The following is a 20,859-nucleotide window of genomic DNA, read 5'->3' on the forward strand; positions in this document are numbered from 1 at the left end:
GTTATTAATCTGTGAGTGTTCTTTCGAACACTAGCGATTATTTCTATTTTTTTGAATTCAAGCTTTTTAAAACTCTAATTCACTCGGTTTTGCTTGGTAAAATCATAAATTTTACTTACATATCTAGTTTTCAATGTACAAAATAACGCAATGAATACTCGTAATGAGCATTCAAAACTGAATGCAATATGTCAATGTCGTTCCTCTTCATCTTCTCAAGGAAGATGTTCCGAATATATCCTTAGAAAGGAGGTGATCCAGCCGCACCTTCCGATACGGCTACCTTGTTACGACTTCACCCCAATCATTTGTCCCACCTTCGACGGCTAGCTCCATAAATGGTTACTCCACCGGCTTCGGGTGTTACAAACTCTCGTGGTGTGACGGGCGGTGTGTACAAGACCCGGGAACGTATTCACCGTAGCATGCTGATCTACGATTACTAGCGATTCCAGCTTCATGTAGTCGAGTTGCAGACTACAATCCGAACTGAGAACAACTTTATGGGATTTGCATGACCTCGCGGTTTAGCTGCCCTTTGTATTGTCCATTGTAGCACGTGTGTAGCCCAAATCATAAGGGGCATGATGATTTGACGTCATCCCCACCTTCCTCCGGTTTGTCACCGGCAGTCAACCTAGAGTGCCCAACTAAATGCTGGCAACTAAGTTTAAGGGTTGCGCTCGTTGCGGGACTTAACCCAACATCTCACGACACGAGCTGACGACAACCATGCACCACCTGTCACTTTGTCCCCCGAAGGGGAAGGCTCTATCTCTAGAGTTTTCAAAGGATGTCAAGATTTGGTAAGGTTCTTCGCGTTGCTTCGAATTAAACCACATGCTCCACCGCTTGTGCGGGTCCCCGTCAATTCCTTTGAGTTTCAACCTTGCGGTCGTACTCCCCAGGCGGAGTGCTTAATGCGTTAGCTGCAGCACTAAGGGGCGGAAACCCCCTAACACTTAGCACTCATCGTTTACGGCGTGGACTACCAGGGTATCTAATCCTGTTTGATCCCCACGCTTTCGCACATCAGCGTCAGTTACAGACCAGAAAGTCGCCTTCGCCACTGGTGTTCCTCCATATCTCTGCGCATTTCACCGCTACACATGGAATTCCACTTTCCTCTTCTGTACTCAAGTTTCCCAGTTTCCAATGACCCTCCACGGTTGAGCCGTGGGCTTTCACATCAGACTTAAGAAACCGCCTACGCGCGCTTTACGCCCAATAATTCCGGATAACGCTTGCCACCTACGTATTACCGCGGCTGCTGGCACGTAGTTAGCCGTGGCTTTCTGATTAGGTACCGTCAAGATGTGCACAGTTACTTACACATTTGTTCTTCCCTAATAACAGAGTTTTACGATCCGAAAACCTTCATCACTCACGCGGCGTTGCTCCGTCAGACTTTCGTCCATTGCGGAAGATTCCCTACTGCTGCCTCCCGTAGGAGTCTGGACCGTGTCTCAGTTCCAGTGTGGCCGATCACCCTCTCAGGTCGGCTACGTATCGTTGCCTTGGTAAGCCGTTACCTTACCAACTAGCTAATACGGCGCGGGTCCATCTATAAGTGATAGCAAAACCATCTTTTACTTTAGAACCATGCGGTTCCAAATGTTATCCGGCATTAGCTCCGGTTTCCCGAAGTTATTCCAGTCTTATAGGTAGGTTACCCACGTGTTACTCACCCGTCCGCCGCTAACTTCAAAGGAGCAAGCTCCTTATCCGTTCGCTCGACTTGCATGTATTAGGCACGCCGCCAGCGTTCATCCTGAGCCAGGATCAAACTCTCCATAAATGAATTATGATGTTTGATTAGCTCATAAAATACTAATTTGTGTGTTATCTCTAACACGTTTGAACCAACAATTTAATGTTGTGTTCGGAATTAACGTTGACATATTGCAATTCAGTTTTCAATGTTCATTTCTTAATCACAAGACTTAATTCTACAGGTTATAACTTGAAAAGTCAATAACTTTTTAAAATTAATTTTCGTTGTGTTTCGTATTTCTTTTTTTGTGTTTGTCATGTTGTTTCGCTCGACTAGTAATACTATACACGCATAAAAACCTTTTAACAACTATAAAATTTACACTCTAACCGGCTCACAACAACCTCTGAACACTAATAAGCATACTTTATTATAATAATTCATATTAAAGTTCGTTTTATAACCAGTAAACATCTGAAATCTATCTTCAAACCATTGGAACACACTTGTTACGCGTACTTTAAATTCTTTTACATATTTTTAATTTTATTTACAAATGATTAAAGCTACCTATATAGGTAGCTTTAATCATTCATATATATGTTTAATAATATACTACATCTCTGTTCGGCCCATAATCGCTTTCGACAATGTAACTTCATCAGCGTATTCTAAATCGCCACCTACAGAAAGACCTTGAGCTAATCTCGTTACAGTAACACCAATCGGTTTTACTAACCTCGAGATATACATCGCTGTAGATTCACCTTCTAGGTTTGGGTTCATCGCTAAGATAAGCTCTTTAACTTCTTCATCTTTCAAACGATTAATTAAACTCGGTATATTAATATCCTCTGGTCCAATACCATCCATTGGAGAAATAGAGCCATGTAACACGTGATATAAACCTTTATATTCACGCATCTTCTCCATAGCAATGACATCTTTATCATCTTCAACTACACAAATAATTGTGCGATCTCTCTGTTTATCTTGGCAAATGTAACATGGATCTTGTTCAGTTATATGTCCACATTCACTACAATAGGTAAGTTCTCGTTTAACATCCACTAAAGATTTAGCAAATTGGACAACATCGTCTTCTTTCATATCTAATACATGAAACGCCAGACGTTGAGCGGTCTTCGGCCCAATGCCTGGCAGTTTCATGAAACTGTCAATAAGTTTTGAAATCGGTTCAGGATAGTGCATATGATCACATTCCAGGAATGTTTAAGCCTTGAGTGTGCTTGCCTAAGCGTTCTTGTGTAAGTTCATCAGCTTTATTCATTGCTTCATTCGTTGCAGCAATCACTAAGTCTTGTAACATTTCAATATCGTCTGGATCTACCGCTTCTTCTTTTATTTCTACATCTAGTACTTCTTTATGACCTGATACCGTTACAGTAACCATGCCACCACCAGCTGTACCTTGTACTTTCTCTTCTTTTAATTTCTCTTGCTCTTCGCCCATTTTCTTTTGCATTTTTTGCATTTGTTTCATCATTTGTTGCATATTTCCGCCACCGCGCATAAATTTTTCCTCCTTGAATCTTCTATATCATTTTTATGATTATTCTTTCGTTTCATTATACATGCCTTTTTATTCATTGTCATGTATCACTCTTCATCTATTACATTTACAGTACTCTCACCAAATAAATCTTTAGCTTTTTGAACAACGTCAACTTCTTCCGTTACTTCCGGAGTAGAGGATTGGCTATTACTTTCACCTTCTGTTGCTGTGCTACTCTTTCTATTTTGTAGATATTCCGTTCTAACTTTCATCCATTGATCGGCAGGCACACCTACAACTTTGACTGTTTTATCGATGATTTTACAAACAACATTCTCAATATTCTCTCGTTTTTCATCATCTTTATTAACAATTTCACAGTGTATTTCTTCTTCAAACTTAATCAGAACGTGCGTTTCACTTGCTGCAACTGGTTCTGAATTTTGCAAGAGGCTCACTAACGATTTCATATCATTGCTTTTCGCGTGATTAATGACCTCTTCCCAATGGTCTTTCAATTGCTTAATATCATCTTTATTGGCTTTGTCTAATACTTTAGCAATTTGTTGCATAGAAAAAGTGTTCTTAGACTGCCCACCTTTGTTGGTAGTTCGTTTAGTTTGTTGAGGCGTGTTGCTCGTAGTCACACCTTGCGCTTTTATAGTCTTCAATTCACTTTCTAACTGTTCCATTCTTTGCAACAGAACGTCATTATTAGGTTCTGTTGCAATACCTGTAGTCGCTACTGTTTGAACGCTCTCGGGTTTTTCTTTTATCATTTCAGCGATTTTAACTAGTAATACTTCGAAATGTACACTTTGATTTACACTGAATCGAATCGAAACGAGTGTATCATTGATGATATCAATCATTTTATAAAGAACATCTAAATCAAAATGCATTAATGCATCATATTCAGTTTCTACATTAGAAGTCTTATTCATTATCGTATCTCTCACAAAATAAATCATATCGTTAATCAAACGATTGACTTCTTTCCCTTGTGATATGAATTGGTGGTAAGTTGAAAAAGCACTTTTCACATCTCCTTGAACTACTTCTTTCAGTAATTCATTTAAGGCACTAGCATCTACACTACCAGTTACGTTCAGTGCATCTTGTAACGTGAGGTGCTCATCTCCAAAAGCAATGGCTTGATCCATGATACTTAACGCATCACGCATACCGCCTTCTGACGCTTTCGCAATAAATTCCAATGCAGCAGTATCGTATTCAATTTCTTGCGAATTTGCTACAAACTTTAAACGTTCAACAATTTCATCTTCACTAATTGCTTTAAAATCAAACCTTTGTGATCTTGAAATAATCGTCGGGGGTATTTTGTGAGGTTCTGTCGTCGCTAATATAAATATTGCATGTGCTGGTGGCTCTTCTAACGTTTTAAGCAACGCGTTAAAAGCACCCGTTGTTAGCATGTGTACCTCATCTATAATATATACTTTGAATTTCGATTCACTAGGTGCATATTTAACTTTATCTCTAATGTTTCTTATTTCATCTACACCGTTATTACTTGCTGCATCAATTTCAATGACATCTGAATTCGTTCCACGCGTGATTCCCTTACATATTGCACATTCATTACAAGGTTCACCATCGGTACGTTCAAGACAGTTTATGGCTTTTGCGAACACTTTTGCAATACTCGTTTTACCTGTTCCTCTAGGCCCGCTAAATATATAAGCATGAGATTGTTTACTTTTAGCAATCGCATTACGTAGTGTCTTAGTTACATGCTCCTGACCCACAACATCTTCAAAGCTTTGCGGTCGGAACATTCTATATAAAGCTTGATAATTCACTTTCGCACCTCCAATAGCATTCATCAACTATTATAGCATTGTACTTTATACTTTGAATATCAATTAAAAGATTCTGGATAAACCACTTTTCCATTAGGTTGCTCCGTTAGTTGTTCCCAAAGGAATTTGACCATAAAATTTTTCGAAGGTAAATCAAACGGACTGTATATATGGTATTGTTCCGCTTCTTCATAACCTAATTTGCTGTAATACTCCGTAGCTCCTAAGACAATAATCGTTGTATAACCTTGCGCTTTTGCTCTCTCTTCTGCTGCTTGCACGAGTGCTTTTCCCAACCCCATATTTCTATATGCTGGTAAAACAGATAGTGGCGCTAATGCTAATGCAGTAAAACTTGTTTCTTCATTAACGATTTGGATTTCTGATAACAAAATATGACCGATTACTTCGCCGTCATCATTTTTCGCGACAACTTCTAATTCATAGTTATATTCTAAAGTTTTTCTCAATTTCACAACTAACGCTTGCTCATCATGCTGTGACTCAGCGATATCTTCAAACGCAGATTTTATTGTTTCTAAACTTGTATCATAATCATTTTCAGTTAAAGTACTTAAGTATATTTGCATCGACATCCCCCTTGTAACGTTTAATTTCCAAACTTTGACTCAACAACATCGGCTTTGTGAGAAGTTTTAAACGATACCAACATCCTATCAAAGTATTCCTTATATTTTAATATAAAAAAAGAGCGACTGCTATCAAAAGATACGTCGCTCAGTATTTATATAAGTTTATTTCATTCTTTAAAAAATTAAAACCGTGCACCTTCACTTCGAATGTGTATCACAAACGTAACCAAAGTCGTTAGCTAAATCTCGGCAACCCTACGGCACATACGATAATCCACTTAATGCTGCTTCCGTCAGGACCTGACATGGTTCGTGGGTTCATATTGCATAGGACCGAGATCTTCAAACACTACGTGCTTTGGGCAGACTTCACAAAAACACACCCTTAGCAAAGGAATTCAGTCTCGCGTAAAGCGGATTTCGAGTACAGGGAACCGCTACCTCCCCACTTAGCACGGCAAAATATATCATACTATAATTTAACAACTGATTGCAAGTATAACCTATCCTGGATACTATATCTTCATTATATAAATCACATTTTAGTCATTTTTACGATAAAATATATTACCTTTTGTGACGTCTAGAAAAATCATTGAATTTAAACTCTGTAGCTAAGTGTTTCGAAACATTATATTGGAATATTGTAGTATCTTTCAAATGTACAATGCCTCGAACTGTTGCCGTATATGGTGGTACCACATCGCCAAATATTTCTTGTTCTCTTTCTCCGAAGCCCTCAAACGTAATCGACTTATTAGAGTAGCTAATTTCTAAACCTAATATATCTTCTATATACTCATATAGTGATGCTTTAGCAATCTCCGTAGTAAGGTTCGGGACAATTGCTTCTATTAAGTAATCTTCATCTATAATCTTTACTCTGTCTTCTATTTTTCTAATTCGAACGATATGCCACAATACTGTTCCTTGTCGAACATTCAAGGCCTTTTGTACTTTAGGAACTTCACCCGCAGTTATCTTTTTAAACACCTTGACGTCAGTTTCATGTCGCAAGCCTAATCCTTGTTGAACTTCTCTAAAACTGGTTAAATCTGCAAAAGGAAATTCTGTTAAGCCTTGATAGATAACAACCGAACCTTTGCCGCGAATCTTCTGAATCATACCGTCTCTCACTAATAAGTTCAGTGCTTTACGTACTGTTTCACGAGAGGCACTATAGGTTTCTACTAACTCATGCTCAGATGGCAATTGAGTGCCATACGATATGCGTGACTCTATGATGTCTGTACGTATTGTTTCATATATCGTAATAAATTTTTTCTGTGTCATGCGCGCTCACTCACTGCCCTTTTCTAAATTATTGTGCAATTACAATTGCGCCAAATCCATCAATTAATTCATTTGTTACTTCACCATGTTGGATAATAATTTCTCCCTCAATAGCTAAATCTTCTGGAATCGTTACTTGTTCATTTGAAAAGTTTGCAATAACAAGCCACGTTTCATCATTGTAATGGCGTTTATAAACAAACAACTCATTATGCTCCATATATAAAGGTACTATACTCCCATACGTAATAATATCGTGTTCATGACGTAATTGAATCAAATGTCTATAAGTGTGCAATATAGATGATTCATCTTTAATAGCCGCTTCAACATTGATTTTATCAAAATTATTTGGAACATCAATCCATGGAGTACCAGTAGTAAAGCCCGCGTTCTCTGTATCAGTCCATTGAACTGGTGTTCTTGAAGTATCGCGAGATTTTTGCCCTAATATAGTAATAATTTCTTCTTCTTTATAACCTGCATCTTTCATATTTTGATAAGCATTTAAAGATTCAACATCACGATACTGGTCAATGTTTTCAAAATCTGGATTTGTCATACCGATTTCTTCACCTTGGAAAATATAAGGCGTGCCTTGTAACATATGCAGTACAGTAGCTAACATCTTAGCACTTTGTTTACGCATTTGTTCAGACGAGTCATCACCAAAACGAGAAACAACACGAGGCTGGTCATGGTTACACCAGAATATTGCGTTCCAACCGCCCCCTTCATATATACCAAGTTGCCATTCCATAAGTATATCTTTTAATTTATGGAAATCTAATTTAGCATTCGTCCATTTTTCACCATCGGCATAATCTACTTTTAAATGATGGAAATTAAAGACACTACTTAATTCTTGGCGCTTAGTATTCGTATATTTAATACAGTGATCTATTGTAGTTGAGGACATTTCACCAACCGTCATTATGTCTTTGTCTCCAAACGTACGACGATTCATCTCATGTACATATTCATGTACGCGTGGTCCATCTGTATAAAACTCTTTGCCGATTTTTTCAGAGTCTTTAAACTCACCTTTAGAAATCAAATTAAGCACATCAAATCTAAATCCATCTACACCAAAACTAATCCAATGGTTAACAATGTCATATAAAGCATCTCGCACCTCAGGATTATCCCAATTTAAATCAGCTTGAGTAACGTCGAATAGGTGCAAATAATATTCATTTGTTTTTTTATCATATTTCCATGCATTACCACCAAATTTTGACTCCCAGTTTGTTGGTGGTTGATTATCTGCTGATCGTCTAAAGAAGTAATAATCTCTATAAGGACTTTCTTTATCTGCATATGCTTGTTTAAACCATTCATGTTTTGTAGAGGTATGATTAATTACAATATCCATCATAACTTTTAAATCACGCTTATGCGCTTCACTTACTAATGTTTCAAGATCTTCTATTGTTCCAAATTTTTCATTAATTTTGTAATAGTTACTAATATCATAACCATTATCGTTCATTGGCGATTCATATACTGGTGTTAACCAAATGTAATCTACACCTAGATATTGTAAATAATCTAGTTTTTCAATAATACCTTGTAAATCACCTTCTCCATTACCTGTTGTATCATTAAATGATTTTGGATAAATTTGATAAACAACTGATTTTCTCCAATCATTATGTGCCATAACAATTACCACCTTTTCTTTTACTGTTTTCAAAAAGAAACTCGCTAATGAATTTTAGCGAGTTTAATTGTACTTATCTATATAACTTAAATTATTTTTCAACCATTTCTTTTGTTTCTTCTTTACTAAATCTTGATAGAACAACAGTTAAAATTGCTGGTACGACAATTGCTAAAAGAGTACAAATAGCATATATTAACCAGAAATCCTTTTGGATAGAAATAATAGCTGGCACGCCGCCTACGCCTACGCTACCTAGCACACGACTTGCACCTATAATACCACCTATCACACAAGATGTTGAAATCGCTGCTAGAAATGGATATTTTAGTGGTAAGTTCACCCCGAATAATGCTGGCTCTGTTACACCTAAGAAACCTGAAATACCTGAAGTCATAGCAAGACCTTGTTCTTTGCCCATTTTACGTCTTCTATAGACAAACCATGCGCCAAATGCTGCTGACCCTTGGCAAATGTTAGATATTGCAAGAATTGGCCATAGGTATGTGCCGCCAAGACTACTTCCCATTAATTGGAAATCTACCGCTAAGAACATATGATGTAAACCTGTGATAACGAGTGGTGCATAGAACAGACCATAAAGTGCGCCACCTAACCAACCAGCATGTTCAAAGACAAATGTCACGCCTTCTGTAATTCCTGTACCAAGCCATAATGCAACTGGCCCAATAACTATAAATGCTAAGAAACCTGTAATCAGTAGCGCTACCGGACCTACAACTAACATTTTAATTGAATCATGAATATATTTATTTAAGAACTTCTCAATTTGAGCTAATACATAAGCTGCAAGTAAAATCGGCAACACTTGTCCTTCATAGTTCAATTGCTTAATTTCTAAACCGAAAATATCCCAAGTAGGAATATTACCACTAGCAATATCATATTGTGAAGCTAGTTGTGGATTCATTAAAATTAAGCCTAGTACTAGACCAAGTATTTGACTCCCACCAAACACGCGCATACTACTCCAACCAATTAATGCTGGTAAGAATATGAATGCTGTACTTGCAATTACATTGATAATATTAGAGATATCTCCAAGTTGAGGAAATTGTTCTACTAACGGTTTAGGACCAAATAGCCCTTCCATCGTAAGTAAATTATTAATCCCCATAAGTAAACCAGCAGTAACAATTGCCGGTAAGATTGGAATAAATATGTCCCCCAACAATTTAATCAATCTTTGGACCGGATTACCCTTTTTAGCCGCTGCAGCTTTCGCGTCATCTTTTGACGCTTCACCTACACCTGTTTCTTCAATAAATTGTTTGTAAACTTCATCGACTGTGCCTGGACCAATGACAATTTGATACTGGTTATCAGCTTTGAATTGTCCTTTTACTAAATCATTATCACCCAATCGATCCTTATCTACTTTATCATCATCTTTCAAGACAAGTCGCAAACGCGTTACACAGTGTGTTGCTGTGTCCAAGTTGTCTTTGCCCCCAATAGCTTCGACTATATCTTGCACATCTTTCTTTTTAACTGCCATGATGATTCACTCCCTTTTTCTTTTAACATCACTGAAAGTATAACTTGTATAGACAAGTTTTGTAAAGGCTTTCATGTTAATTTGAAAAAATAATGTTATTTTCATGTTTTTGTATAATAATTTCAATAAATCCATTTAATTATTATACAATACCCTAAAACGACAAATAAAAAAGACAAGTACTCAATACACGATTGATTACTTGTCTACTCTATTTATTAGTCTTAGTTTTATAATATTATGGCGGAGGAAGAGGGATTCGAACCCCCGCGGGCCGTTAAGCCCCTGTCGGTTTTCAAGACCGATCCCTTCAGCCGGGCTTGGGTATTCCTCCAAATAAATACATTATTTATAATATTATAGCCCGTTTCAAAAGTCAATTAAAATTTCAGCACTATACCAACGCTTTTTCTTTTAAGTAAGCATCTACTGAATCTGCTACAGCTCTTCCTTCTTGAATAGCCCAAACCACAAGGCTCTGCCCCCTTCTCGCATCGCCCGCTGCAAATATATGTGGTTGATTCGTTCTGAAATCTTTATTATCAGCCACAATTTTATTACGTTTGGTTTGAATATCGAAAGCATGAGGCACGGTCGTTTCTGTACCGACAAAACCGATAGACAATAAGACTAGGTCTGCTGGCCAGTGACGTTCTGTACCATCCACCACGACCATGCCATCTTCTGTTTCTTCAAGTATTTGAGTATAAACACCTTTTACATTGCCGATACGATCAACATCGTAACGCATCGTCTGTACGCCATATGCACGTGGTTCAAAACCAAAACGCGACTCATATTCTTTATGCGCGTAGTCCATCTTGAATACAGGCATTGCTAATGGCCAGTATGTGTTCTCATCAAATGTAATCTCTTCTGGCTGCTTTGTGTATTTATTAAATTGAACGATAGACTTACAATTTTCACGCAGTGCTGTCGCTACACAGTCAGCACCTGTATCACCAGCACCAATCACAATAACATTTTTCCCTTTAGCCGAAATTTCAGGTTCGTTAATTTCTCCATTTAAAAATTGCCCTTGTTCAGTTAAATAATCCATTGCAAAGTGAATTCCAAATCCCATGCGCCCTTCCAATGGTAAATCTCTCGCATTTTGTGAACCTGTACAAAGTATAATTGCATCGTGTCGTTCATTTAATTCATCACGACTCACGTCTACACCAATTTCTGTATCTGTCATAAACTCAATACCTGATTGTTTCATCACTTCAATTCTACGACGTACGACATCTTTATCTAATTTCATATTAGGAATACCATACATTAGAAGCCCACCCGCTTCATGTGCACGTTCATATACTGTTACTTTGTATCCTAGTTTATTTAATTCATCTGCCGCTGTCAACCCAGCTGGACCACTGCCGACGATTGCTACTGTTTCAGATTGACGTTGCTTAGGCTTTGTTGGTTTAACCCAGCCATTTTCATAAGCTTCATCAATAATAGTGCGCTCAATACCTTTGATAGCCACAGATTCACGATTAATTTTCATCACACATGAATGTTCGCAAGGCGCAGGACAAACGCGCCCCGTAAATTCTGGAAAGTTATTTGTCTCGCTCAAGCGTTCATATGCTGTTTTAAAATCTTTTCTATAAACGAGATCATTCCATTCCGGAATATAATTCCCAATGGGGCAACCAATTGTTTCTTTTCCATGAGGTTCTCCCGTTTGGCAAAACGGGGTCCCACAATCCATACAACGTGCACCTTGTTCTGCTGCTTCATCTTTCGTAAACCTCTGTTGAAAGGCATCGTGATTACTTATACGTTCAACCAATGACAATTCATCTAATTGCTGTTTGTCATAATTCATAAATCCTTTGAATTCGCCCATGACAAATCCCCCTTTATGGTTAATATACCGCAGTCTGCTGTTGTTCTGATGCTAAGCTTGTACGTTTATCATTAAATGCATTCAACAAAGCTTCATCTAACTCACTCGAATCACGTTTTTGTAATTCTATTTTTTGCATCATCAATTTATAATCTTTCGGAACTACTTTGACTACTTTGTGTGCCACATTTTCAAAATCATTTAAAATAGCTTGTGCTTTTGTGCTCTGTGTATATTTAACATGAGCTTGTAGCATATCGTTCAAAATTTCACGCTCTGCTTTTACACTAATCGTATCGAAATCCAGACTATCTAATTTATGTTCTTTTTTAAAAGCTTCAACGTCTGATGGGAAAATGTAACTCACACCACCACTCATACCTTGGCCAAAGTTTTTACCTACATCTCCAAGTATAACGACACGTCCGCCAGTCATATATTCAAGCCCGTGGTCGCCAATACCTTCGACAACTGCTTGCACACCACTATTACGGATACAGAAACGTTCTCCTGCCTTACCATTAATGTACGCTTTACCATGTGATGCACCGTAAAAACAAACATTACCAATAATAATTTCATTCTCACGGTGTTTATTCGGCGCTTTCACAATAATCTTACCGCCAGATAACCCTTTACCAACGTAATCATTTGAATCACCTGTATGATGTATCGTTAATCCACTAGGCGTATATGCCGCTAAGCTTTGTCCACCATGACCCTGTGTTTGTGCATAAATCGTATCTTCAGGTAAACCTTCAGGTCCATGAATCTTAGTAATTGCACTACCAGTGATCACACCTACATCTCTTTGTTCATTTTTCAATTTATATTTACTTGTAAATGCTTCACCTTTTTCAATAGCCGTTCGTGCGTCAGGATACAATCTTGTTAAATCAAATCCTTCATCAAGATGATGATTTTGTTTTATTTTATTAAATCTGTCACCTTCATGTTGATACAACAACGCTTCAACATTCATAGTAGCTGCTTTAGAGCGACGTGTTGATAACTGGCTACTTCGTTGTAATAAATCCGTTCTCCCTACTAATTCATCGACTGATTTCAAACCGAGTTCAGCTAATATTTCTCTTACTTCTTCCGCTACAAAATGCATGAAGTTAACTACATGGTCTGCTCTGCCATTGAATAACGCGCGTAGATCTTGGTTCTGTGTAGCGATACCTACTGGACATGTGTCTTTATGACATACACGCATCATAATACATCCCATAACTACTAATGGTGCAGTGGCAAAACCAAATTCTTCAGCACCTAACGCACATGCGTAAGCGACATCTTTACCTGTAAGTAGTTTGCCATCTGTTTCCACTTTCACTCTTGATCTTAAGCCGTTCATCATTAAAGTTTGATGCGTCTCTGATAGTCCAATTTCCCATGGCACGCCTGCATGTTGAATGCTTGTTTTAGGTGATGCACCTGTACCACCATCGTAGCCACTGATTACGATTTTATCAGCGTATGCTTTCGCGACACCTGCCGCAATCGTACCGACACCTGTTTTAGAGACAAGTTTCACTGTAATATTTGCATCTTTATTGGCATTTTTTAAATCGTGGATTAATTGTGCTAAATCTTCTATTGAATAAATATCGTGATGTGGCGGTGGTGATATTAAGCCAATACCTGGTGTAGAACCCCTTACTTCCGCAATCCACGGATATACTTTCGTACCTGGTAATTGTCCGCCTTCCCCTGGTTTAGCGCCTTGCGCAACTTTAATTTGTATTTCTTTTGCATGTTGTAAGTAATCACTCGTTACTCCAAAGCGACCTGAAGCAACTTGTTTAATAGCACTTGAACGATTTCTACCTGCTTCATCTATCACAAAACGTTCAGGATTTTCGCCGCCTTCACCACTATTACTTTTACCGCCCATTTGATTCATTGCTTCTGCAAGCGTTTGATGTGCCTCTTCTGAAATCGAACCATAACTCATCGCTCCAGTATTGAAACGTTGCACAATATTACTCGCAGGTTCAACTTTATCGATATCTATGGATTTCTGCTTTTTAAATTCCATCAAATGGCGAATATGATCTGTGCGCTTGTGATTAACTTCATTTGAAAATGCTTTGAATTTTTCATAATCATTTAAGCGACATGCATGTTGTAATAAGTGTATCGAAGTTGGATTAAACGCGTGATGTTGCCCTTGTTTGCGCCATTGGAACGTACTACCTGATTCAATGTACTCACTCTCAGGTGTTTGTCTCGCTTTATTTTCTTTATCAATTAACTCCATCGTTATCCCAGATAATTTCGACTGGGTGCCAGTAAAATATTTGTCTACAATTTCATTTGAAAGTCCTACAGCTTCAAATATCTGTGCCCCTTGATAACTTTGAACTGTAGAAATACCCATCTTAGCCATTACTTTGATGACACCTTCAGACAAGGTATGTGTGTAGGTTTGAACATTTTCATAAATATCCCCTTCTAAACGTTGGCTCAAGACCAATTGTTCAATCGTACGTTGTGCTAAATAGGGTACTACCGCATTCGCACCATAACCTAATAAGCATGCAACGTGATGTACCTCTCTCGTTTCGCCCGACAAAGCAACAATACTCGTACGCATGCGTAGACCTTCTCGGATAAGCAATTGATGAATATGACTCACCGCAAGCAATATCGGCATGGCATAACCATTTTCCGTTACAAGTGTACGATCATCTAATACTAAAATTTCACTACCTTCTTTAACAGCAAGTATTGCTTTACCCCCTAAAGCGTCTAATGCTGCTTCTAAATCATCTTTATAAACAGTTGATAGATGTCTTACATTAAATCTACTCTGCTCAATTTCCTCAAGTTGCGCTTCTGTCATCACAGGACGTTTCAATTGAATTCTATTCAATACGTCCGCATCAGGGTTTAACAAATTCCCTTCACTGCCTAAATAAGCTAACTCACTTGTGACAATTTTTTCCCGATAAGCGTCAATAGGTGGATTCGTTACTTGAGCAAATAATTGCTTGAAATAATTAAAAAGTGTTTCATTTTTTTCATTTAATACCGCGATAGGTACATCATAACCCATTGCTCCGATTGGATCTTTTTTATTTTCAACCAGTTCTGTCATGTATTTATCCATTTCTTCCTTTGTATAGACAAATTGTTTTTGCAATCGATTCAATGTTGCACTATCCCACTCGGATGATTTATACGTCACATTTTCTAAATCCAAATCTACTTTAAAATCATTTAACCAACTTTCATAAGGTAGTTCGTCTGCGATGTTTGCTTTTAACTCATTATTTTCAATCACTTTATGTTGGTTAAAATCAACAAGTAATAGCTTTCCAGGATTCAACTGACCTTTAAAAGCAACATTCTTTTCGGGTACATCAACTACACCAACTTCAGATGAAAAAACAATGTAATTATCTTTTGTTATTGTGTAACGTCCTGGTCTTAAGCCATTTCTATCAGTTAAAGCACCAATCTTGTCTCCATTACAAAATGAAATCATCGTCGGTCCATCCCATGGTTCCATTAAATAACTATAAAACTCATAGAAAGCACGTACATTCGCATCATTGGCTTTGTTATATAACCAAGGCTCTGGAATCATGAGCATCGCTGCTCTTTCAGGCTCCATAGCTAACGATAAAAATTCTAAAGCGTTATCGACTATAGCCGAGTCACTGCCATCTTCATCAATAATTTCTTTCACCTTGTCCTTTTCGTCACCAAAAATAGTCGTGATCAGCTCATCTTGTCTAGCGCGCATCCAGTTTACATTACCTTTAATTGTATTAATCTCACCGTTATGCATGAGTAATCTATTAGGATGTGCACGTTTCCAACTCGGAAAAGTATTTGTACTGAAACGCGAATGAACAAGTCCTAATTTCGAAACATAAGATTCATGGTTCAAATCTTGATATAAAGCCTTGATTTGATCTGACCGCAACCATCCTTTATATACGATTGTTCTGTTTGACAGACTTGTAAAATATAAATCTAGCTGTTGCTGATTCGCATAATTTTCAATTTGTTTTCGAGCTAAAAACAATTTACGTTCTACATGTGAAACATCATTTAATGACACGAATACTTGTTGAATAAAAGGCATTGTATCGGCAACATGTGAAGCAATTGCATTGATGTCTACAGGTACATCTCTATAACCAATTACACTTAAACCTTCCGCTTCAAAGTGTGCATTAAACTGCGCCTCGTGCTGAGAACCTGCAATTTGTTCATTTGTAAAAAACATTCCAACGGCATATTGACCTTCTCCAGGCAAATCAAAGTCAGTTTGTTTTGAAAAATAATCGTATGGCACTTCGGTCATAATCCCTGCACCATCACCTGTCACACTGTCCGCACCAAGACCGCCACGGTGATCTAACCTACGTAGCATCTCCAATGATTTTTCGACTATAGCATGGTTCCTTTTATTATCCATATTGGCATAAAAGCCAATACCACATGCATCATGTTCCTCGCGACTATCATATAAGCCAATTTTCTGATTGTATTCGAGCATGATCTTCACCTCTTTTTCAAAAATTCTGAATATTAAATTAGTAAGTAAACTATATAGTAGTTGATCAATCTGTTCAATATATAAAATAGATGATATTATTCTATTTATTAGAACATTTTTGAATTTGGGGGGATACAATGGAAATCAAACAACTAAAATACTTTATAGAAGTCGCAAAAAGAGAGCATTTATCAGAAGCTGCACTTGAATTGGAAATTGCACAATCTGCAATAAGTCGTCAAATAACGCAACTCGAAAAAGAATTACAAGTTAAATTATTTAATAGAGAAGGACGTAATATTTATCTAACTGATGAAGGAAAGCAATTATTTTCAGAAGCAACTAAAATTATAGATCAATTCGACGAAACTGTCCGTTTATTTCACAAACAATCAGAGTCTAATCATTTTATAATTCGTATTGGTTATGTTGAAAGTTATATCTCACAAGTACTCACGCTATTAATACAATCTTTCGAAAACCAAAGCGATTCAATTGTCGAACCTATTCTAATGGAAGAGAGTGAAATTTTAAATGCTTTAACTACTGATCAAATCGATATTGCATTTACCGATCTATCAAATGACATCAAACAAAATCGCGAACTAAAAGTAAATGCTTTGTTCGAGGAAAACTACCACATCTATGCCCCTAAAGATGCACCAATTACTATGGCAACCCATCCGCCTCTAGTCCAGTTTTCGAACAAAACAATTTATGAGCTTTATCCATTACCCTCGCATATCAAGCAAACACTAGCCAATATTGTAATAAAACCTATACGTACCATCACCCATCCACAACTCGCACAATACATTTTAAATAAAGAGCGCGGATATATTATTGCAGCTTCCTATCACCTACTAGATAAGAATCCTGATAAATGGGTGGACATCTCCCTTGGGCACACAGAGCTAAAACGCACAATTTGTAGTGTGATGCGCCAAGATAATCGTAAAAATGACATTCGCTTAATGCTTTCAATGATCGATCAATTGTTGAGTCGCAGTACAACATATCACTAATCCAAAATTTATCCGCAAACCTATAAATCGTTGAATTCAACATATGAGACGCGTATAATCGCATTGTCTATAAAGAGAGGATTGAAATAGAGCGATGCCAATCAAAACACTACTTAAACGCCCTTTCAATTGGGTATTATTGTTGTTTTGCATCATATTTATTGGGTTGTTTATTTTCACATTTGTAAATGCTAAGTTTTACGATACACCTATTGGTCAAATTACAAATATTGAAAATAAATCTACATCTAAAACCATGGATGACCATCATAATAAAGATATAAAACATACAGAAACATTGAAACTTACAATTTTAAATGGAAAATTCGAAGGTCAAACTGCAGCGATTCCACACGAATATTATGAATCTCAAGCAGATAGTGAAAAATTTTCTGAAAACAATAAAGTTTTGCTACATATCGATAAATATCCAAATGATGCATATATATTAGAGAAAAAGCGTGATAGCCTCGTAGTAGCCATGACAGGTTTATTTTTATTAACTGTACTACTTGTAGGTAGGAAAATCGGACTTCAATCCATTTTATCTTTGGCAATTAACACAGCCGTCGTCATTCTAGCGATTTATATTTATAACCAATTTCATATTATGACTTTATTCAGTCTAATGAGTATTGGAGTTATCATATCTACTATATTAACCTTACTGCTAGTTACTGGTTGGCAATGGCGGACACTCATTACTATTGTCAGTACCTTGCTTGGTACATTTATATGCGTTGGGTTAACACAATTAGTAATTCAAATAACTGGTGGCGAAGGCTTAAAATTTGAAACGATGAGTTTCTTAACATTACCACCTAAAGAAGTCTTTCTCGCATCGGTAATGATTGGATCACTCGGTGCAGTGATGGATGTCGCCATTACAATTGCAAGTGGGATGACTGAAATCCTACGTCGCACACCCAATATTAGTATGACGCGTTGGGCACTTGCCGGACGCAATATCGGCCAAGATATTATGGGAACGATGACCAACATTTTACTTTTCTCTTATTTATCTGGAAGCTTACCGATGTTACTTATTTATTTAAAAAATGCAAATACCATTACCTACACAATTTCTATGAATTGGTCATTAGAAATTTCCCGGGCAATTACAGGTGGTATTGGTATTGTCTTAACAATTCCTATTACAATATTAATGATGCAAGTATGGTTCAAAATGCGAGGTGCTAAACAATGAGTGCAATAACAATTTTAGGTATCATACTGTTCATACTTATGCTTATTTTTGGTGGTAAAAAAGGACTCATCTCTTATCTGACATTATTCTTAAACTTTGTCATTCTATTAATAAGCTTGGTTATCATTATGTTTGGTGCGCCAATTTACCTTGTAACCTTAGTATTTTGTATCGTTATCGCAGCGTGTAATCTATTTGTACTTAATAGTTATAATACCAAGACACAAGCAGCTTTTTACGCAACAATTCTAACAACGGTAATCTTGATTGCTGCCATCTACTTGTCTGTATCTATTGGTAACCTACAAGGATTCACAACTGAGCAACAAGATGAAACGTACATTTTCTCTATGAATATCGGTATAGACATGGTTAAATTCATGGTCTTCACCATAGTACTTGCTGTCATTGCTGCAGTTATTGATTTAGCTATTACAATTAGTTCCCCCATGTACGAATTAAGTGAGACCAACCCTGATTTAACTCAAAAAGAACTATTTCATTCAGGGATGCGTGTAGGAAGAGAAATCTTAGCCACATCAGCTAATACAATTTATCTTGCTTATTTTGGAGGCCAACTCACATTATTTTTCTGGTTTTTCAAATTAAATTATTCGTTTGGTCACATTATCAACTCCAAAATATTTGCGCAAGAATTCATCTCTATTTTATTAGGAGGTATTGCAATTGCTATAAGTATCCCTATTACGGCTTGGCTATCCTCAATATTAATTAAAAAGGAACACAAAACAAATCCACCTACAACAAAAACAGTTGATTAAAATAAAAATCACTCACCTGCACTTATCAAAAGGTGAGTGATTTTTATTTTACTTTTTATATTCTTAATTCATTATAAACGCTTATTAAATTTGTTTATCTCTCCACTAAAATAAGCACTTTCTCCATGAACAACATAATCTAAGCCTTTTTCATCTTCAACTTTATCCGTACCTAAAGCACTAAACAATTTTATTGTTTTTGCAATTAAAAATGTCATTGCACCACTAAAAATAACTGTTACGAATACCGCGACAAATTGTACCCAAACTGTTTGAAGCGTCCCACTATATAGCATTCCATCAACAATCTCGTTATTCACTTTATGAGATTGAAATACACCAGTTAAAATTGCACCGACAATGCCACCAATACCATGTATACCAAATGCATCTAAAGCATCATTATATTGTAATTTTACTTTGATATAATTAATTGCAAAATAGCAACTAACACCGCCAATAAATGCAATTACTATTGCACTCATATAGTTTACAAAACCAGCAGACGGCGTAATGGCTACTAAACCAGCTAACATTCCCGATAACATTCCTATCAAACTTGTTGTTTTTTTCATAAAATATTCCATAACAGACCAACCAAGTGAACCTGCACTTGCTGCGAGCACAGTATTCACGAAGGAGGTCATCGCAATATCATTAAAAGTTAAGGCACTGCCTACGTTAAAACCATACCAACCAACCCATACCAATATGCCACCTATTAGTGTAATTATAAGATTATGTGGTGGTCGTTTTTCAAAGTTTTTTCCTGCTCCTATCATAACCGCTAGTACAAGTCCTGATATACCTGATGTAATGTGAACTACTGTACCACCTGCATAATCTATTGCACCTAATTGATCTATCCAACCACCACCCCACACCCAATGTGCAACTGGACTATAGACTATAATGACCCATAAAAACACAAAAATTAAATAAGGTATAAACTTCATTTTTTCTGCAATTGATCCTGACAAAATCGATACAGCAATTGTACAAAACATTAATTGGAATAACATGAAAAGTGCTAGAGGGATATGTGTAGCGATATCCGCTTGTGTATTGAATCCAACTTCCTTTAAACCAAAATACGTAAAGCCGCCTAAAAATATCTCTCCAGAACCAAAACTCAGGCTAAAACCTAAAATAACCCATGCAAATGTCACAACAACAATTGCAGACATACTTTGCATAATTGTATTCAACACATTTTTAGATTGTACAAGCCCACCATAAAATAAACTCAACCCCGGTGTCATTAACCAAACTAATAAGGTACACAAAAATAAAAACAAAACATCATTCATATTCATCCAAATCACTCCTTTGGTCAAAATCATACCC

At 36.9% G+C, this 20,859-nt stretch carries 13 protein-coding genes, 1 tRNA gene, 1 rRNA gene and 1 other RNA gene; 3 read left to right on the plus strand and 13 right to left on the minus strand.

Going from position 1 to position 20,859, the window contains the following annotated elements:
• Positions 1 to 245 precede the first annotated feature (245 nt).
• The 12 genes from PYW44_RS12060 to gltB form a co-directional block, all read right to left on the minus strand.
• Positions 246 to 1,798 (minus strand): 16S ribosomal RNA (locus PYW44_RS12060).
• 531 nt (positions 1,799 to 2,329) lie between these two features.
• The gene (recR, locus tag PYW44_RS12065) at positions 2,330 to 2,926 is read right to left on the minus strand and encodes a recombination mediator RecR (protein WP_002505985.1); all 597 of its coding nucleotides are present in this window, start codon (positions 2,924 to 2,926) and stop codon (positions 2,330 to 2,332) included.
• Between the two features lie 4 nt (positions 2,927 to 2,930).
• Positions 2,931 to 3,248 carry a YbaB/EbfC family nucleoid-associated protein gene (locus PYW44_RS12070; RefSeq protein ID WP_002484224.1) on the minus strand — a complete coding sequence of 106 codons (318 nt, stop codon included), beginning with the start codon at positions 3,246 to 3,248 and terminating at the stop codon, positions 2,931 to 2,933.
• Positions 3,249 to 3,334: 86 nt separating this feature from the next.
• A complete protein-coding gene (dnaX, locus tag PYW44_RS12075) occupies positions 3,335 to 5,053 on the minus strand; it encodes a DNA polymerase III subunit gamma/tau (protein WP_002512048.1) in 1,719 nt (572 codons plus the stop codon).
• A 59-nt stretch (positions 5,054 to 5,112) separates the two neighbouring features.
• A complete protein-coding gene (locus tag PYW44_RS12080) occupies positions 5,113 to 5,643 on the minus strand; it encodes a GNAT family N-acetyltransferase (protein WP_002512047.1) in 531 nt (176 codons plus the stop codon).
• Positions 5,644 to 5,834: 191 nt separating this feature from the next.
• Positions 5,835 to 6,104, minus strand: an RNA gene (gene ffs / locus PYW44_RS12085) — signal recognition particle sRNA large type.
• A 109-nt stretch (positions 6,105 to 6,213) separates the two neighbouring features.
• Positions 6,214 to 6,939 (minus strand): trehalose operon repressor, encoded by a 726-nt coding sequence (treR, locus tag PYW44_RS12090; RefSeq protein ID WP_002505988.1) that lies wholly within the window; start codon positions 6,937 to 6,939, stop codon positions 6,214 to 6,216.
• Positions 6,940 to 6,967: 28 nt separating this feature from the next.
• The gene (gene treC / locus PYW44_RS12095; protein WP_002512045.1) at positions 6,968 to 8,602 is read right to left on the minus strand and encodes an alpha,alpha-phosphotrehalase; all 1,635 of its coding nucleotides are present in this window, start codon (positions 8,600 to 8,602) and stop codon (positions 6,968 to 6,970) included.
• 91 nt (positions 8,603 to 8,693) lie between these two features.
• Entirely contained in the window at positions 8,694 to 10,121 is a 1,428-nt protein-coding gene (gene treP / locus PYW44_RS12100; RefSeq protein WP_002505990.1) for a PTS system trehalose-specific EIIBC component, read from the minus strand.
• Positions 10,122 to 10,362: 241 nt separating this feature from the next.
• Positions 10,363 to 10,455, minus strand: a tRNA-Ser gene (locus tag PYW44_RS12105).
• A 60-nt stretch (positions 10,456 to 10,515) separates the two neighbouring features.
• Positions 10,516 to 11,979, minus strand: coding sequence for a glutamate synthase subunit beta (locus tag PYW44_RS12110; protein WP_002505991.1), 1,464 nt, complete (start codon positions 11,977 to 11,979; stop codon positions 10,516 to 10,518).
• Between the two features lie 19 nt (positions 11,980 to 11,998).
• Positions 11,999 to 16,498, minus strand: coding sequence for a glutamate synthase large subunit (gene gltB, locus PYW44_RS12115; RefSeq protein ID WP_046465648.1), 4,500 nt, complete (start codon positions 16,496 to 16,498; stop codon positions 11,999 to 12,001).
• A gap of 137 nt (positions 16,499 to 16,635) precedes the next feature.
• Between gltB and gltC the strand changes: the two genes are divergently transcribed.
• The 3 genes from gltC to PYW44_RS12130 all read left to right on the plus strand — a co-directional run bounded on the left by gltC (position 16,636) and on the right by PYW44_RS12130 (position 19,512).
• Positions 16,636 to 17,523, plus strand: coding sequence for a glutamate biosynthesis transcriptional regulator GltC (gltC, locus tag PYW44_RS12120; RefSeq protein WP_002505993.1), 888 nt, complete (start codon positions 16,636 to 16,638; stop codon positions 17,521 to 17,523).
• 94 nt (positions 17,524 to 17,617) lie between these two features.
• Positions 17,618 to 18,730, plus strand: a complete 1,113-nt coding sequence (locus PYW44_RS12125; protein ID WP_002505994.1) for a YibE/F family protein — start codon at positions 17,618 to 17,620, stop codon at positions 18,728 to 18,730.
• The gene (locus PYW44_RS12130; protein ID WP_002512042.1) at positions 18,727 to 19,512 is read left to right on the plus strand and encodes a YibE/F family protein; all 786 of its coding nucleotides are present in this window, start codon (positions 18,727 to 18,729) and stop codon (positions 19,510 to 19,512) included. The genes PYW44_RS12125 and PYW44_RS12130 overlap by 4 nt, the downstream gene beginning before the upstream one ends.
• Before the next feature lie 71 nt (positions 19,513 to 19,583).
• Here PYW44_RS12130 and PYW44_RS12135 read toward each other — a convergent pair whose 3' ends face one another.
• Positions 19,584 to 20,828, minus strand: a complete 1,245-nt coding sequence (locus tag PYW44_RS12135) for an ammonium transporter (protein WP_002512041.1) — start codon at positions 20,826 to 20,828, stop codon at positions 19,584 to 19,586.
• Between the last annotated feature and the right edge of the window lie 31 nt (positions 20,829 to 20,859).

Source organism: Staphylococcus equorum, from assembly GCF_029024965.1.
Classification (GTDB): domain Bacteria; phylum Bacillota; class Bacilli; order Staphylococcales; family Staphylococcaceae; genus Staphylococcus; species Staphylococcus equorum.

Bases quoted from the DNA above. Each gene is read 5' to 3' on its own strand.
- recR (WP_002505985.1), bottom strand. From the start codon at position 2,926: ATGCACTATCCTGAACCGATTTCAAAACTTATTGACAGTTTCATGAAA.
- PYW44_RS12070 (WP_002484224.1), bottom strand. From the start codon at position 3,248: ATGCGCGGTGGCGGAAATATGCAACAAATGATGAAACAAATGCAAAAA.
- PYW44_RS12080 (WP_002512047.1), bottom strand. From the start codon at position 5,643: ATGCAAATATACTTAAGTACTTTAACTGAAAATGATTATGATACAAGT.
- treR (WP_002505988.1), bottom strand. From the start codon at position 6,939: ATGACACAGAAAAAATTTATTACGATATATGAAACAATACGTACAGAC.
- treC (WP_002512045.1), bottom strand. From the start codon at position 8,602: ATGGCACATAATGATTGGAGAAAATCAGTTGTTTATCAAATTTATCCA.
- treP (WP_002505990.1), bottom strand. From the start codon at position 10,121: ATGGCAGTTAAAAAGAAAGATGTGCAAGATATAGTCGAAGCTATTGGG.
- PYW44_RS12110 (WP_002505991.1), bottom strand. From the start codon at position 11,979: ATGGGCGAATTCAAAGGATTTATGAATTATGACAAACAGCAATTAGAT.
- gltB (WP_046465648.1), bottom strand. From the start codon at position 16,498: ATGCTCGAATACAATCAGAAAATTGGCTTATATGATAGTCGCGAGGAA.
- gltC (WP_002505993.1), top strand. From the start codon at position 16,636: ATGGAAATCAAACAACTAAAATACTTTATAGAAGTCGCAAAAAGAGAG.
- PYW44_RS12125 (WP_002505994.1), top strand. From the start codon at position 17,618: ATGCCAATCAAAACACTACTTAAACGCCCTTTCAATTGGGTATTATTG.
- PYW44_RS12130 (WP_002512042.1), top strand. From the start codon at position 18,727: ATGAGTGCAATAACAATTTTAGGTATCATACTGTTCATACTTATGCTT.
- PYW44_RS12135 (WP_002512041.1), bottom strand. From the start codon at position 20,828: ATGAATATGAATGATGTTTTGTTTTTATTTTTGTGTACCTTATTAGTT.